Raw genomic sequence first — 16,038 nt, 5'->3', positions numbered from 1 at the left:
TTCTTCTAAATTTTGAAAATTTACTGCAGAAAGTGAAAACTTAAGATTTCTTATTCCTTTACTTAGTTACGCCCGAATCTCTTTTTTTTAGTGCGTCTTCCCCACCAGATCATCAAACCGCTCACGGGAAGTCCCGCAACAAATAAACTGGTTAAAAAGGCCAAAAATTTACCGAAAAGACCCAAATATTGACCGGTATGAAGGCTGTAAGTCATTTCCTGCAATTTGAGTCCGGGGCTTTTGTTTCTATAAAGATAAGAGGATAGCACTTCGCCTGTTTTGGGATGAAAAGACATATTGGATTGATGGTCATAAATCAAAGATGTAGGATAAGCACCCGTAAGTATCGCTTTTTTTACTCCAAGGTTCCATACAAAAAACATCTGATCTTCTTTAAATTTTTCCATCGTAGCGTAAAGCGCTTTATTTAAGGCCTCAGGAACAACAACATCTGGTATTTCGGATATAATCTCATCTTTATGATCATCAGGATACTCCTGGCCTAAATTAGCTACGCTATAAAAAGATTCATGCATCCATTCATAAGCAATGCCCAGACCGGTAATGGCGAGGATCAAGGCAATGATGGCAGCATATATCCCAGCAGTGCGATGAAGATCATAATTGACACGTCGCCAGCGCGCACTCCATTTGACTTTGAGATGACTTCCCAGTTGTTTTTTCTTTTTGGGCCACCACAGGATGATTCCGGTAAGGAGCATGACTATAAAAACGAGTGTTGAGATACCTACGATCTGTTTGCCAATACTCTGCGGAAGAAGCAGGTACATGTGCAGGTTTTCTATGATCTTAAAAAAATCCTCATTGAGGTTCTGAACATGCAGCACTTCGCCAGAATAAGGATTGAAGTTGGCAAAATATGGGGTTTCATCTACCGCAACGTAGACATAGGCAGGCCTATCTTTCCCGTAATACATCACATAATCTGCGGAAGATCCCGGGATAAGAGCCTCTGTTTTTTCAAAAAGTTGCGCTGGTGCAACAAACTGCCGTTCTTCAACAGGCACCATTCTCCAGTCATAAATTAAATCCTGGATTTCATCCTGAAAAGCAAAAATGCATCCGGTAATGGCAACGATAAATACCACAATACCGGAGCTAAGGCCCAGCCATAAATGCAGCCTGCCAATCCATTTTTTTACTCTTTTCTTTTTTTTCTTTTCCTTCATATAAAAAACCGTCAAAAAGAACTCAAAAACACCCTTTTTGACGGCTAAAACTAATAGAATTTAGACATTTCCGCCCTTCTGATCCTAAATAATTTAGAATTTATAGGTTACTGCTGCCGCAAAATTTCTGCGTATCTGTGGGGTAATTGTTGACCAGCCCGTATAATATTGCTTATCGGCCAGATTGTTTAATTTCAAATTGATTGAAAATTTATCAACGTCGTAAAAAACAGATGCGTTGAGCACCGTATATTCTGGAAGGGTAAACACTCCGGCCAGTTGTCGGTTGAAAATCATGTTTTCACTGGCATAATTTCCGCCAAATCCTATACCAACTCCTTCAAGAACAGTTTCTGGTAGGCGGTAGCTTATCCATAAATTGGCCAGGCTTTCCGGGCCGGCAGATTCTGGCCTGCGGTTTAAAAAGTCGATGTCGTCAGATTCGGTCAGTTCACTGCTGTTGTAGCTGTAACCTGCTATTACATTCAGGCCCTCCACAGGGCTTGCCGTAAGGCTGGCTTCAAAACCTCTACTATAGCGCTCTCCACTTTGAGAATACGTAAATGGATCAATTTGTACGACTGTATTAGAAACCTGAATATCATAGTAACTAAACGTTGCGGCCAGTTTATTCTGAACAATATTCAATTTTGTACCCACTTCAAATTGTTTCGCATGCTCAGGATCAAAAGTTACTGTTTGTAGCGGCACTCCACTTTCAAGGTCACCTATATTTTGTGGTGCCAAATTGCTAAAACCATCCATATAATTGGCAAAAAGCGCTACGCGATCCAAAATAGGCTGATAAACCAAGCCAAACTTTGGTGAAAATGCAGTCTGGCTATTGCTGTCGCTTTCAAACTGATCTATGCGCAAACTGGTCATTGCCGAAAGGTTAGGTAGAATATTCAACACATCCGAAACATAGGCGCTGTACACTTCTTGTTTTACTTTATTATTATTTCGCTGCGCATTGGCTAGTATATCGAAGCTTCCGGCCTTTGAAAGTACGCCGCTGTCGTTAGTTGTTATGTAATTGTCTGCATTATAAATACCATAAACACTCTCATTAACATTTTGCAAGCTCGCATTCCCTATGTAAATAATGCCGTTCCCAAAATATCCCGAACTATTGTCTATCACTTCCCTACTATAATAATCTAGACCGGCAACCACGCGGTTACGCAGACCATCAATTTCAAAATCACCAATAAAATTCTGCTGAATATCTGTGGTCAAGGTAGTAGAATTCTGATCGCTGATATAACGGTTAAGTGCAATGCCCTCGTCAAGATTTGTTACTTCACCGGGAACCTCATCCCTCCCTTGAAAAAACTGGGTACCCTCATAAAGGTAAGAATAGATACCCTTAGATTTGGTTGAACCGCGGGAAACAACGGTTTGCGAGGTCCATTCGTCTGAAATTTTGTAATTCATCTGACCCTGCAGGCTGAAATTTGGATTTTCCAGAACCAGATCATTACTTGTAAAAGAACGTTCTGGGTCGTAACCTAATTGGTCTATGGTATTGACCTGTAATGGTGCTCCGCGATCCAAAAATAGCATGGTGGTATTTGTACTTTCCCCATGATAAAATTCGGTATTGATGAGAAAAGATAGTCGGTCGTTTACTTTATAGCTTAAGGAAGGAGCTACAAAAAACGACTTACTATAACCGGCATCCTGAAAACTGTTTCTGGTGTCATAAGCGGTATTTACTCGGAGTGCAACATCACCTTCTTCATCAAGCGGCGTGTTGATGTCTGCGGTTACGCGATTAAGGCCATTGCTGCCCATTACATAAGAGACATTGCCGCCAAAGTATGAATAAGGCTTTTTTGTTACGATATTAATAAGACCGCCATACGAGATCAAACTACTGCCGTACAATGTGCCAGATGGTCCTTTAAGCACCTCAATACTTTCTATATTCGCTGGGTCAGGACTGCCATTGGTTACACCGGGAAGACCGTTTATCATTGTGGGTTGTACTGCAAAACCACGTAAGGAATAATAACCTGCGCCATCACTTCCCCTACCGGTAGCTTCCCATAATTTTGTGATTCCCGGAGCATTTTTTAATGCGTCATCAAAAGTAGTGATAACCTGTTCCTGTAGTAATTCTGAAGTAATTGTATTGTAAACCTGTGGATTTTCGATCTCTTTTAATGGCATTTTAGCAACAAAATCACTCTTTGCGCGGGTAAAGTCATTGATGTTGCCACTTCCCTGTAATACCACTTCGCCCAACTGCTCTTCGCTACTTGAAAGAACAATATCACTAATGCTATTGCCCTGCACATTGTCAACACTAACGGCAATTTCCTGTGTTTGATAACCTACATACGATACGCGCAGGATATAATTTCCGAAAGAAATAGCATCAAATCGAAAATCTCCATTTTTATCAGACTGGCTACCAAAATCTGTACCTACTACTTTTACGTTAGCATCAGAAACAGCGACACCAGCGCTGTTTATTATTTTCCCTTCAAGGCTTCCCTTTGTCTGGGCAAAGCCAAGTTGCGTTATTATACTTAATAAAACGATCAGGATATTCTTCTTATTCATTACAAATACTTTATTTAGACTTAATTTAAATAGAGCGCAAATGTAATGTTCAGTACTTAAACTTTAAAACTTATTTATATTTAATTTAAATAAGTCTTAAAGTTTTTCTGATACTGATTCTAGGATTTTAGTGTAGTCGTTTTGTAGCACCGTTCGCCCACTTAGTGGCAGGATCACCAAAACATTCTACCAGATTGTCAACGCCAAAGATGCTTCCCTTGGTAAGCCTGCCCATAAAGCAAATACGCTCGTCAACTACTTTTGTATCTTTTAGGATTTTCCCATCTTGTTTTGTGTGCAGCCCCAGGGAGTAGTCAACGGGGTCAATTTTAGTATCAAGCAGAAGATTCTTGATAAGATCGCTTTTTACCTTAACCAGTTGAGGGGCATCTATTACCGCATTTACCATCACCTGTGCTACGCGCTCCTCACCGTTTTGCTGAAGCTTCCAACCCTCTGCACATAAGGTTATATCAGGATCATTAGCAAAGTCAAAAGTGAGTTTTTCAGCAGCGACCAATGCAAGAAGTTGTTTTAAACTTTCTACGGGCGGCCCATAAGAATAGCGTTTGCTCGCCTCGATATACTTCACCACATCAGTCATTGCTTTATCATTGAGGCCCAGATCATAATATTCTTTATAAAGCACGTCAAGGGCAAAGCGCCACACCTGACCCAGACAATAGTCAAGACTGATTTTTTGCTTGCCTACGGCCATTTTTAAGAACGCGCTCATCATATCTACGGGACTTAACTCTTGAGATAAAATCAACTCATGTTTAAAATCTGGGTTTTTGATCAATTTTTCAATAATATCGTACAATTCACTCCGGTTCAGCTCATGCGTATAGGCTCTTCTGCCCAGACGTAAAAAAATAGAGACAGTCGCAGATGCAATACCTTTGATCAAAAAAGAAGCATCCTGAATATCTTCAGGATTATCTCTGGCCTTTTCCAGGACCTTACTAAATTCCTCATAGTCTTCTGAGGAAAGTTCAAACCAGCCGTCAACCTCAGCATTCAGGGGTTTAGGTGCGGGCGGGAGACCATCTAATGAAAAAACAACAATTTTTGCTGGCTCTTTTCCCGAAGGTATATAGTTAAATTCCAGATCCGTTTTATCAGCAAATTTTCCGTCATATCCCAGGGTCAAAGCCCTTACCTGATCAACCATAGACAATCCAAAACCGCGAATGCCAATGGTCGTTTTTGACGTGATCAGATCCGTTTTCAAAGCATCTACAGGATATGGATTTTTATATAACATTAATCCCTCATGCTTTTCAGCATGCTCTTCCCATTTATCTAATTGCTTCGAGCTTTGCGTGGGTTGATGCCCTATGGTTAACAATACCTCGTCTGCCGTGTAGCGGTTGTCTTTGGTTTCAATAAAAATAGTTGCAGAAGTAGTTTCTATTTTAACGGCCGTTTCCTGATAAATATTCAGAAGATCCTGGGCTTCAAGTGCCTTTTGAATACTAAGAAAACGCTCCCGAAGATAACGTCCCAGTTTTGCCCTTGGCGGAAAATAGTCGGCGTCTATATCTGCTTCTTTTGATTTGTTATTTTCCAACCATTTGGAATACTCGGGAAACGACGGTATTTGTAAGTATCCCAGGTTTACTTCAGGCCTTCCTTTTAAATACTCGCACAACAATCGCTCGTGCACGTTAGTTAAGTTCGTGTTTACCTGATCTGGCGACCAAATTTCGCCTGCCCCAGGGTACTTACTGGTTTCAAATAGAATTGCCACAATTTTTGTTGTGGTGCTTGCCTGTTCCTGGGAACTATAGAGCTGTTCAAGAGCTGCGAGTCCGCGGGGACCCACGCCTATTATTGCTACGGTACGTTTTTGTAAGGTTTGTGGAGTCAAAGTTTTCAAGTGGCTTTAAAGAGTGTAAGCCACAAAATTACAACTACATGCGTAGCCCATACCTACTCTTAGCTATACTTTAATATATCCAGAAGCTTTACAATGAAAGAATTATGAACAGTGCGAATTCAGCGCAGATAACTTGTTCCTTATTTGCCTGCAACAACGATAACCAGTTCCCCTTTAGGTGGTTTAGCTGTAAAGTGGGCTAAAACTTCTTCTATGGAGCCACGTACGGTTTCCTCGTGCAATTTGGAGATTTCCCTGGATACGGAAATTCTTCGGGCTGCGCCAAAATACTCCACCATATGCCCCAGCGTTTTTATCAATTTGTGCGGACTTTCATAAAAAATCATGGTGCGCTCTTCTTCCGCAAGGATCAGAAAGCGGGTTTGTCTTCCTTTTTTTACGGGTAAAAACCCCTCAAAAACGAACTTATCGTTGGGCAGGCCACTATTTACGAGCGCAGGCACAAAAGCGGTCGCACCGGGCAGGCAATCCACCTCAAGACCGGCCTCTACGCAAGCACGTGTCAATAAAAAACCAGGGTCTGAAATCGCCGGCGTACCCGCATCACTTATCAAAGCGATAGTATCGCCACCTTTTATACGTTCTACAATAGTATCTACCGTCTTGTGCTCATTGTGCATGTGGTGCGAATGCATCTGAGTGGTAATTTCAAAATGTTTAAGTAATTTACCGCTGGTACGGGTGTCTTCGGCAAGGATAAGATCTGCTTCTTCAAGCACTTTTACTGCTCTAAAAGTCATATCGTCCAGATTACCGATGGGCGTGGGAACGAGGTATAATTTACCCATTTCTATATTTTAATAAATAGCTATAATTGAAGAAAAACTACCCAAAACACCGTAAAAACGGTCATTTTAAGCATATAAAATGAAGTTTAGGCATTAAATTTTTTCTCGACCATTTCTTTAAAACGCATTTCATAAACCTCTTTTCCATCCCAGTTGTTATAATCAGGTTTGATCATCTGGTCTATAAAATTGAGCGCTTCTGGTGCACTTCGCTGCGTATTGAGTTGGGAAAGCACCCGGTTATAGTCGGCTGCACTTCCATTAAACAAATGCTTTATAAAAACGAGACGATCATTGAGGCCTATTTTTAAACCTTTGGTCAAGCGGTCGTTCAGGGATTTGCGCGTTCCCTCTATCTCTTCCTGCTGCTTTTCCTCGTAGGAATCCTCCTGTTTTAGCGTTCGGTCTTCTTTGTCCTGACGCTTTTCCTGATCTTCTTTTTTCTCTTCAAATTCAGGCATGCGACCGTATTCACCTATTTCATCACGGTCATTCTTGATATAATCCTGACCGGTGATTTTTTTGAACATATCGTCAATTTCGTCTGCTTCTGGAGGCATCATGGCCACCATATCCTTGATCTTCTCTATTACCGGTTCGTATAAAGAAGCCTGACTTGGTGGTTTGTTTTCTGTGTTATCAGGTCGATTTTCGGTACGTATTGGCGGATTTTGCCTTCTATTCCGCGCTTGTTCAAATAGTATTTCATTAGCCTTTGCGATCTCATCCATACGGCGGGTGTTCTCATCCTCTAGCCCAACTTTTTCCTGCTTTTCTTCGGCCACTTCAATGATTTCCTGTAGTTCGGCTTCATTTTTATCCTGTAGCGCCTCGATGATTTCGGCTTTGCCTATGGTAGGGTTTACCCCGTCAAAGTGTTTTTCGGCGAAAGCCAAAACGGTAAGCGTATCATACAGCTTTTTAGCTTCCTGCTGCATGCCGGTATAATTAACCTCTGAGTTCATCTGAAGGATGCGGTGGGCAAGGCTCACCAGTTCAGACTTTAACTGCTTCTTCATAACTTTTTTATTAATTCGCTACTTATAATTAATATAAACGGTAAAATTAAGGATCCTAAAGGCCTTTATAAAAATGAGGATGGCCGTGTGCGGAAGGTTCATACTATTTACTAAATTTGTCCTGCCTTGCACCTTCAGACGGTAAACCTGCCGTTTGGGAATTGAAAAGTACAAAATGTTTCTCGAAAATACCGTTAATCACAAAGAGCAATTTGGTTGGATAGAAGTCATTTGCGGCTCCATGTTTTCGGGCAAAACCGAAGAATTGATACGCCGACTCAAACGCGCCAAGTTTGCAAAACAGAAGGTTGAAATTTTTAAACCGGCCATAGATGTGCGCTATGACGAAGATCTGGTAATCTCCCATGATGCCAATGAAATTCGTTCCACCCCCGTTCCCGCAGCGGCAAATATCCCCATCCTGGCAGATGATTGCGATGTGGTGGGTATAGACGAAGCACAGTTTTTTGACAATGAAATCGTGAAGGTTTGCAATGATCTTGCAAACCGCGGTGTGCGCGTGATCGTGGCCGGTCTGGATATGGATTTTAAGGGAAATCCCTTTGGTCCCATGCCCGCTTTGATGGCCACGGCAGAATATGTCACAAAAGTACACGCCGTATGTACACGTACGGGGAATCTTGCGCAGTTCAGTTACAGAAAGGCGGCGAGCGAAGATTTGGTTCTATTAGGTGAAACCGAAGAATATGAACCCTTGAGCCGTGGTGCATTTTATAAAGCAATGGCGCGCGAACGTTCAAAAAAAGTGGATGTGCCGCAGCCCAGCGACAAAAAACCTTCTACAAATTCCAAATAATGGCGACGGTTCTGGAAATAGATTTGGCAGCGCTCGCCCATAATTTCAATTATTTGAAATCAAAGGTAAAACCGGGCGTTAAAATGCTCGCGGTCACAAAAGCCTTTGGTTACGGTACAGATGCGGTAGCGGTAGCGCAAAAACTGGAAAGCCTCCATGTGGATTACTTTGCCGTGGCCTACGCCGCAGAAGGAGTCGCCCTGCGCAAAGGCGGTATAACTACTCCCATTCTCGTACTGCATCCCCAGTTGGAAACCTTTGAGGAAATCATTACCCATTGCCTGGAGCCCAATATCTATAGCTACCGGGTGCTGGAAGCGTTTATCGCTATCGCGGAAGAAAAAAAATTACAGGATTATCCCGTTCATATCAAATTCAACACCGGCCTCAACCGGCTGGGCTTTAAGCCAGGAAACGAAGACCAGCTCCTTAAAACCCTTAAAAAAAATGAGGTTATTCGAGTTAAATCGCTCTTTTCCCACCTTGTAGCGAGCGAAGATCTCAACGAACAAGAATTTACGCGCAACCAGATTTCCAAATTTAAAAGCTGCGCCAGCAAAATGATTACTGGTCTGGGCTACGCGCCTATTTTACATCAAAGCAATACCTCTGGTATTATCAATTTTGAAGAAGCACAGTTTGATATGGTGCGCACCGGCATAGGTTTGTATGGTTATGGCAATGATCCCGGGGAAGACGCCCATCTTAAACCGGTGGCTACCTTAAAAAGTTTAATTTCACAGATCCATGAGATTGAACCAGGAGAAAGCGTGGGCTACAATCGCGCGCATTTTGCAGAAAAACCAGAACGCAGCGCCACGATCCCACTGGGCCACGCCGATGGTATCTCGCGCGAATACGGTAATGGAAAAGGCTATGTTACCATAAAAGGTAAAAAAGCGCCTATTCTGGGCAATGTCTGTATGGATATGGTTATGGTGGATGTAACCCAGATTGCGTGCGAGGAAGGTGACGAGGTAATCATTTTTGGCAAAGGAGCACCACTTCCTGAACTGGCCAAAAAAGTAGGTTCCATTTCCTATGAATTGTTGACCGCAATTTCCCAACGTGTAAAAAGGAAAATCGTAAATACTTAAATAACCGATATTTATAAGAAATCCATTAATTTTTTTCTATTTTCGCGTCTTAACCATCAAAATATCAAAACATGGCATTTTTAGCGGACTTCAAAAAATTCCTTCTTAAGGGAGACATCGTTGCACTGGCCACAGCCGTAATTATAGGCCAGGCCTTCAATAAAATTGTAGGATCACTCGTAAAAGATGTGATTATGCCCCTAATAGGGCTTTTACTTGATGGGCAAAACGTAAATAACCTGTTCTTTTCACTTGATGGCAACAACTATGAGACTGTTGAAGCAGCTACAGAAGCTGGCGGCGCCATCTTAACCTACGGAAATTTTTTACAGGCTGTAATCGATTTTATAATCATAGGTTTCGTAATTTTCTGGTTGCTGCGCGGTTATGAAAAAACCAAGAAAAAAGAAGAAGCAAAACCAGCAGCACCTAAAGGACCTACGCAGGAAGAATTACTTATTGAAATTAGGGACGAATTGAGGAAAAAATAAGTCTTTTTAGTCTAAAAACGGACTAAAAAACACCATTTTCCAACATAAACTCAGGTTTTCCCTGAGGACCGCTGCACCATGCAGATTTTTATTTTAACTAAACCCCGGCTACTGGCCGGGGTTCTTTTTTATTTAAATTTGTTCAGTTTTTTTGGGATTTTGACGGGTATCAAAAATGGTGATAATTTTTACCCATCTGCTATTGAATCTATAGAATATGAAATTGTGCTTTGTAATAACACATTTGTGCAATCCTTGGTTGGAAAGTGATTCGGGAAACATATTTGGATCCCTTTTCAATAATTCTAGAGCCGTATCCAATTTTTCGACAAAATTGTGTTTTACATTCAAAGACCATCTGCCTTCTAAATATTCAAAGATCTTGTCTAAATTTTTTTCTGCTGTTTTAGAAATAATTATATCCCTGATCATTTTCTATGTTTAGCAATATAATCTTCATAACGCACGTATTCACCATTCTCTAGTTGGTCAGACCCAAGATTGATCTCCTCTTTTTGCACATCGGTCAGTTCGTCCCAAAAATCGGTTTTCTGATGGCCCTGTTCTAAGATTTCCTTGACTTGGTTGAGCACGTTGATATCTTCCGTTTCCAGCAACAATTTTGTCAGTGAAATTTTTTCAGCTTCTATATTCATTTTGATTCTTTTTATAAAGATAGCAAATCATTACGATCTAAATCGTGGCTTTGAATCGTTCAAAACGTATATAATTTAATGAAAATAACATTGAAATAATTGATTCAACCTTTAATTCGATCTATTTCTTTAAAAACGCTTCTTTAAAATAACAATTCCCTTAAATGTGTATTTTTTAATTAAGATATAAGGTCATCCCTTAGCAACTTCTTATTTTTACACATATAAAAATCAACTACCTTGTTCAAAACGCTCAAGGTAAATAAGCAGAATAGGTCCACATTTAGGATTCAAAATAGAAGATCAATATATGAAAGTAGCAGTTGTAGGTGCCACCGGTATGGTAGGTCAAGTCATGTTGAAAGTATTAGCGGAACGTAATTTTCCCATTACTCAATTAATCCCAGTAGCATCGGAACGATCTGTGGGTAAGAAAATCGTTTTTAAAGATCAGGAGTATACTATTTTCTCCATGGCCGAAGCCATTAAGGCCCGTCCAGATATCGCTATTTTTTCTGCCGGTGGCGCTACTTCATTGGAGTTTGCTCCACAGTTTGCCCAGGTGGGTACAACAGTGGTCGACAATTCATCTGCCTGGAGAATGGACGGTACAAAAAAATTGATCGTGCCAGAAATCAATGCCGCAGAACTTACTAAAGACGACAAAATCATCGCAAACCCTAACTGTTCTACCATTCAAATGGTGGTTGCCCTGGCGCCATTGCACAAAAAATACAAGATCAAACGTCTGGTAATATCTACGTACCAGTCCATAACCGGTACCGGTGTAAAAGCGGTACAGCAGTTAGAAAATGAATACGCTGGCGAAAAAGGCCTTATGGCATATCCTTATCCCATTCACCGTAATGCGATCCCTGCATGCGATGTGTTTCAGGACAATGGCTATACTAAAGAAGAGATGAAACTGGTCAATGAAACCCAGAAAATCCTCAACGACAATACGATCGCAGTCACCGCAACCGCTGTACGCATTCCCGTGGTAGGAGGTCATAGTGAAGCGATCAATGTAGAATTTGAGCAGGATTTTGACCTTCAGGATGTTCGCAATTTATTGAAGGAAAGTGCTGGTATTACCTTACAGGACAATCCAGAAACCAATACGTATCCCATGCCCATTTATGCCGAAGGTAAAAATGACGTTTTTGTAGGTCGTTTACGCCGCGACTACTCGCAGCCCAACACGCTGAACATGTGGGTGGTGGCAGATAATTTACGCAAGGGCGCAGCCACAAATGCCGTACAGATTTCTGAATATCTGGTAGAAAAAGAACTGGTATAACAGGCACTTTGTTAAACGTTAAAACCTCCCGAACGGCATGTTCGGGAGGTTTTTTTTGGGTTATATTTGAGAAAACCAACGCGTTTCCACCATGAAAAAAATAAACTACTTATTTTTTCTGCTTGCCACATTAGGCTACAGCCAGAAAGATTCAACTAAAGTTAATAGCATGAGCTTAGAATATCCTGAAACCAAGAAGGTAGATACTATTGACACCTATTTTGGCGAAGAAGTAAAAGACCCTTACCGCTGGCTTGAAGACGATCGCAGCGCAGAAACCGAAGCCTGGGTAAAGGCAGAAAACAAAGTCACGTATGATTATTTAGAAAAAATCCCCTACCGCGAAGAAATAAAGCAAAAACTGGAGAAAATCTGGAATTATGAAAAAATAGGCGCGCCTTTTAAAGAAGGTAATTATACCTATTTCTATAAAAATGATGGCCTGCAGAACCAGTACGTCATTTACAGATATAAAACAGGGGAAAATCCTGATACAGCGACTGTTTTTCTGGATCCCAATACATTTTCTGAAGACGGAACGGTGTCCCTGGGCGGTATGAATTTTTCAAAAAATGGAAAACTTGCAGCCTACAGTATTTCTGAAGGAGGGAGCGACTGGCGCAAGGTACTTGTCATGAACGCTGAAAATAGCGAGATTATGGAAGATACTCTCAAAGATATTAAATTTAGTGGTATGTCCTGGTTGGGAAATGAAGGTTTTTATTACTCCAGTTATGACAAACCAGAGGGCAGCGAACTTTCGGCAAAAACAGATCAGCATAAAGTTTATTATCACAAATTGGGCACGCCGCAAAGAGATGATGCGCTAATTTATGGTGGGACCGAAGATCAAAAGCACCGTTATATTAGTGCACAGGTAACAGAAGATGATCATTACCTCATCATTAATCCACGTACCTCAACTTCTGGAAATAAATTGATGATCAAAGACCTTACAAAACCCGGAAGTGATTTTGTGACTATTCTTGACAATACGGACACTGATTCTGGTGTATTGGATAATGTAGGTTCAAAACTTTACATCGCGACAAATAGGAACGCGCCCAACCGAAAAATAGTTACCGTAGATGCGACAAACCCAACGCCTGAGAATTGGGTAGACTTTATTCCAGAAACAAAAAATGTGCTTTCCCCTTCTACCGGCGGCGGTTCCATTTTTGCAGAATATATGGTTGATGCTGTATCACAGGTAAAACAATACGATTATGATGGTAAATTGATTCGTGAAGTAGAACTTCCGGGCGTGGGGAGCGTAGGTGGTTTTGGTGCCGAAAAAGAAGATAAAGCACTTTATTATTCTTTTACAAACTATGTTACTCCCGGTAACATTTACAAATATGATATCTCCAGTGGAAAGTCAGAACTGTTTCAAAAACCAGGTATCAATTTTGATCCTGAACAGTATGAAAGCAAGCAGGTTTTTTATACTTCAAAAGATGGCACCAAAGTGCCCATGATCATTACCCATAAAAAAGGAATTAAACTTGATGGTAAAAATCCTACAATGCTATACGGCTACGGTGGTTTTGACATTAGCCTCACCCCTTCTTTCAGCATCACCAATGCAATCTGGATGGAAATGGGAGGTATTTATGCGGTGCCCAACCTTAGAGGCGGTGGCGAATATGGTAAAGAGTGGCACGACGGGGGCATCAAGATGAAGAAACAGAATGTTTTTGATGATTTTATCGCAGCTGCGGAATATCTGATCGCGAATGATTATACTTCAAAAGAATATCTTGCCATTCGTGGTGGTTCAAACGGTGGACTTTTAGTGGGTGCCACCATGACCCAGCGGCCAGATCTTATGCAGGTTGCGCTTCCCGCGGTAGGTGTTATGGATATGCTACGTTACCACACTTTTACTGCCGGTGCAGGCTGGGCGTATGATTATGGAACTTCTGAAGATAGTAAGGAAATGTTTGAATACATCAAAGGTTATTCACCGGTACACAATGTAAAAGCTGGCAATGATTATCCCGCGACACTGGTAACCACGGGCGATCATGATGACCGCGTAGTACCGGCACACAGCTTTAAATTTGCTGCGGAATTGCAGGAAAAACAAACGGGTAATGCTCCTGTTCTCATTCGCATTGAAACAGATGCCGGTCATGGCGCAGGAACACCCGTGAGCAAAACCATCGAGCAAACCGCAGACATTTTTGCCTTTACATTCTATACTATGGGGTTTGAAAAGCTACCGAAATAAGCAATTGGAAACATTGAAAAACAAGATAGCATACGAAGTGTTACTTCGGGTGTTTTAATAAAGCGGTAGCGCGATTGGAAAATACATCGAGAAGTGTCACTTCGAGTGTTTTCAATGAAGCGGTAGCGAAATTGAAAATATATCGAGAAGCTTTTCGTTTATGAAGGGATCTTAATGCACGCTCTTCACGATCAAACTCGATCTGACTACTTTCGAGAAAATACATAACCAGACCTCACAGCACCGTATAACTATAGCGACTGTGAGGTTTTTATATACTAAAAATGCTCCAAGTCAAAATAGATAAATTCGCCTACGATCAGGAAATCGTTCTTCAGGATATGGATTTTACAGTTTCTGAAGGGCGGCATATTTCTATACTGGGCGAAAGTGGCTGCGGAAAAAGCACCCTTTTACAGCTTATTTATGGCCTTTATCATCTGGAAAACGGACAGATTTTCTGGAAAGAAAAGGAACTGCTTGGGCCTAATTTCAACCTTGTTCCCGGCGAACCGTTTATCAAATACCTCGCGCAGGATTTTGATCTGATGCCTTACATTTCCGTGGCTGATAATATTGGGAAGTTCCTGTCGCGCAATTTTATGAAAGAACGTAATGCGCGCGTAGCAGAATTACTTGAAGTCGTAGATCTTACAGCTTTTAAAGATGTACATGTAAAACTGCTCAGCGGTGGCCAAAAACAACGTGTGGCGCTGGCTCGCGCTATCGCTAAGGAACCAGAATTGCTGCTGCTCGACGAACCCTTTAGTCATATAGACAATTTTAGGAGAAATGATCTTCGGCGACGGCTGTATATTTATTTAAAAAAAGAAAATATTACATGCATAACCGCTACTCACGATAGCGAGGAAGCGCTTTCTTTTTCTGATGAAATAAAAATAATGCGCGATGGCATGTTTATGCAGACGGCTACTCCAGAAAATCTCTATAAACACCCTAAAAACGCGTATGTAGCCTCATTTTTTGGCGATGTTATCCATTTATCTGGAGCGCTTTTTGAAAATATTGAAGATCAGGAACTGCTTTTACTTCCGCATCAACTGGTTGTTTCACAATCAAGAACATCTCTGGAAGTGACCGTCAAAAAAAGCTATTTTAAGGGTAATTTCTACCTGATTCAGGCCGATTTTGAGGGTAAAAACGTCTTTTTTAATCACGGTGAGGCGCTAGATAGTCATAAAAATGTTTATTTAAAGCAAGCTGCATTTTAAAGAAAGCTTTACTTCCTTGATCCTGGGTTCAATACTTTCTATTATCCGCTTAAAAATTGACCTAAACTTCCATTAAATGATAGTATTAAAGTATATATTAAAATGATGTATATTTACTCTTAAATTATTTTCTATGAAAACCGTTTCACTCAAAATCGACGATTCCATTTTTGGAGAAACCGAACTGCTTTTGAAGGATTTGAAGAAGTCTAGAAATAGATATATCAATGAAGCTATTGACCATTATAATAAAATAAAATATAGGGAATTTACTGAAAAACAGCTAAGGAAGGAGTCTGAACTTGTGGGTGCCGACTCTCTAGAAGTATTAAAGGAATTTGATGATATGGAGCATGCAGATTAAACAATATGAAATTTGGATAGCCAACCTCAACCCTAATAAAGGAACAGAACCCGGCAAAACAAGACCAGTACTTATCATTCAAACCGATCTCCTCAACGCGGTTCCCCACCCCAGTACGTTGATTTGTCCATTGACCACGCAAGTAAGAAAAGAGACCAAATTATTACGTGTTCATCTAAACAAAGGAATCGCCGGTCTCAATGAAGATTGCGACATCATGATTGATCAGATAAGGGTAATTGACAATCAAAGATTGGTAGAAAAAATTGGTGTATTACCTACTCGATATCTAGTTGAAGTGAAGCGTAATATTTTGACTGTGTTGGATTTATAATGAAAAGCATGCGAAATTGTTATGATAACCTCTTTATATAAAC

At 40.9% G+C, this 16,038-nt stretch carries 15 protein-coding genes; 8 read left to right on the top strand and 7 right to left on the bottom strand.

Annotated elements, in window-relative coordinates; genetic code table 11:
- Window positions 1–62 precede the first annotated feature (62 nt).
- From P162_RS08730 to P162_RS08710, 5 genes are all read right to left on the bottom strand, one after another.
- A complete protein-coding gene (locus P162_RS08730) occupies window positions 63–1,190 on the bottom strand; it encodes a PepSY-associated TM helix domain-containing protein (RefSeq protein WP_051908040.1) in 1,128 nt (375 codons plus the stop codon).
- 93 nt (window positions 1,191–1,283) lie between these two features.
- Complete coding sequence (locus tag P162_RS08725; protein WP_031426927.1) at window positions 1,284–3,761, bottom strand: TonB-dependent receptor; 2,478 nt, start codon at window positions 3,759–3,761, stop codon at window positions 1,284–1,286.
- Window positions 3,762–3,888: 127 nt separating this feature from the next.
- Complete coding sequence (locus P162_RS08720) at window positions 3,889–5,643, bottom strand: FAD/NAD(P)-binding protein (protein WP_081868401.1); 1,755 nt, start codon at window positions 5,641–5,643, stop codon at window positions 3,889–3,891.
- A 140-nt stretch (window positions 5,644–5,783) separates the two neighbouring features.
- Window positions 5,784–6,452, bottom strand: a complete 669-nt coding sequence (gene rsmI, locus P162_RS08715; protein WP_031426925.1) for a 16S rRNA (cytidine(1402)-2'-O)-methyltransferase — start codon at window positions 6,450–6,452, stop codon at window positions 5,784–5,786.
- Window positions 6,453–6,538: 86 nt separating this feature from the next.
- Entirely contained in the window at window positions 6,539–7,471 is a 933-nt protein-coding gene (locus P162_RS08710; RefSeq protein ID WP_035916962.1) for a hypothetical protein, read from the bottom strand.
- 175 nt (window positions 7,472–7,646) lie between these two features.
- Here P162_RS08710 and P162_RS08705 point away from each other — a divergent pair, with 175 nt between their 5' ends.
- The 3 genes from P162_RS08705 (at window position 7,647) to mscL (ending at window position 9,876) form a co-directional block, all read left to right on the top strand.
- On the top strand, window positions 7,647–8,288 hold the full coding sequence (locus P162_RS08705; protein ID WP_031426923.1) for a thymidine kinase: 642 nt from the start codon (window positions 7,647–7,649) through the stop codon (window positions 8,286–8,288).
- Complete coding sequence (alr, locus tag P162_RS08700; protein WP_031426922.1) at window positions 8,288–9,385, top strand: alanine racemase; 1,098 nt, start codon at window positions 8,288–8,290, stop codon at window positions 9,383–9,385. Before P162_RS08705 ends, alr begins: the two co-directional genes overlap by 1 nt.
- Before the next feature lie 71 nt (window positions 9,386–9,456).
- Window positions 9,457–9,876: a large conductance mechanosensitive channel protein MscL gene (mscL, locus tag P162_RS08695; RefSeq protein ID WP_031426921.1), complete on the top strand. Its 420-nt coding sequence runs from the start codon at window positions 9,457–9,459 to the stop codon at window positions 9,874–9,876.
- 132 nt (window positions 9,877–10,008) lie between these two features.
- Here the strand turns inward: mscL and P162_RS08690 are convergent, their stop codons facing one another.
- Window positions 10,009–10,308, bottom strand: coding sequence for a type II toxin-antitoxin system RelE/ParE family toxin (locus P162_RS08690; RefSeq protein WP_031426919.1), 300 nt, complete (start codon window positions 10,306–10,308; stop codon window positions 10,009–10,011).
- On the bottom strand, window positions 10,305–10,532 hold the full coding sequence (locus P162_RS08685; protein ID WP_031426918.1) for a hypothetical protein: 228 nt from the start codon (window positions 10,530–10,532) through the stop codon (window positions 10,305–10,307). Before P162_RS08685 ends, P162_RS08690 begins: the two co-directional genes overlap by 4 nt.
- A 310-nt stretch (window positions 10,533–10,842) precedes the next feature.
- Here P162_RS08685 and P162_RS08680 point away from each other — a divergent pair, with 310 nt between their 5' ends.
- The 5 genes from P162_RS08680 to P162_RS08660 all read left to right on the top strand — a co-directional run bounded on the left by P162_RS08680 (window position 10,843) and on the right by P162_RS08660 (window position 15,995).
- The gene (locus tag P162_RS08680) at window positions 10,843–11,832 is read left to right on the top strand and encodes an aspartate-semialdehyde dehydrogenase (protein WP_031426916.1); all 990 of its coding nucleotides are present in this window, start codon (window positions 10,843–10,845) and stop codon (window positions 11,830–11,832) included.
- Between the two features lie 169 nt (window positions 11,833–12,001).
- Window positions 12,002–14,065, top strand: a complete 2,064-nt coding sequence (locus P162_RS08675; protein ID WP_410471165.1) for a prolyl oligopeptidase family serine peptidase — start codon at window positions 12,002–12,004, stop codon at window positions 14,063–14,065.
- Window positions 14,066–14,349: 284 nt separating this feature from the next.
- Window positions 14,350–15,297 (top strand): ABC transporter ATP-binding protein, encoded by a 948-nt coding sequence (locus P162_RS08670; RefSeq protein ID WP_031426914.1) that lies wholly within the window; start codon window positions 14,350–14,352, stop codon window positions 15,295–15,297.
- A gap of 133 nt (window positions 15,298–15,430) precedes the next feature.
- On the top strand, window positions 15,431–15,661 hold the full coding sequence (locus P162_RS08665; RefSeq protein ID WP_031426913.1) for a hypothetical protein: 231 nt from the start codon (window positions 15,431–15,433) through the stop codon (window positions 15,659–15,661).
- Complete coding sequence (locus P162_RS08660; protein WP_031426912.1) at window positions 15,651–15,995, top strand: type II toxin-antitoxin system PemK/MazF family toxin; 345 nt, start codon at window positions 15,651–15,653, stop codon at window positions 15,993–15,995. The genes P162_RS08665 and P162_RS08660 overlap by 11 nt, the downstream gene beginning before the upstream one ends.
- Window positions 15,996–16,038 lie beyond the last annotated feature (43 nt).

This window comes from Flavimarina sp. Hel_I_48 (assembly GCF_000733945.1).
GTDB lineage: Bacteria > Bacteroidota > Bacteroidia > Flavobacteriales > Flavobacteriaceae > Leeuwenhoekiella.
The sequence above is the reverse complement of the archived record's forward strand: the minus strand, read 5'-3'. Positions and strand labels throughout refer to the sequence as shown.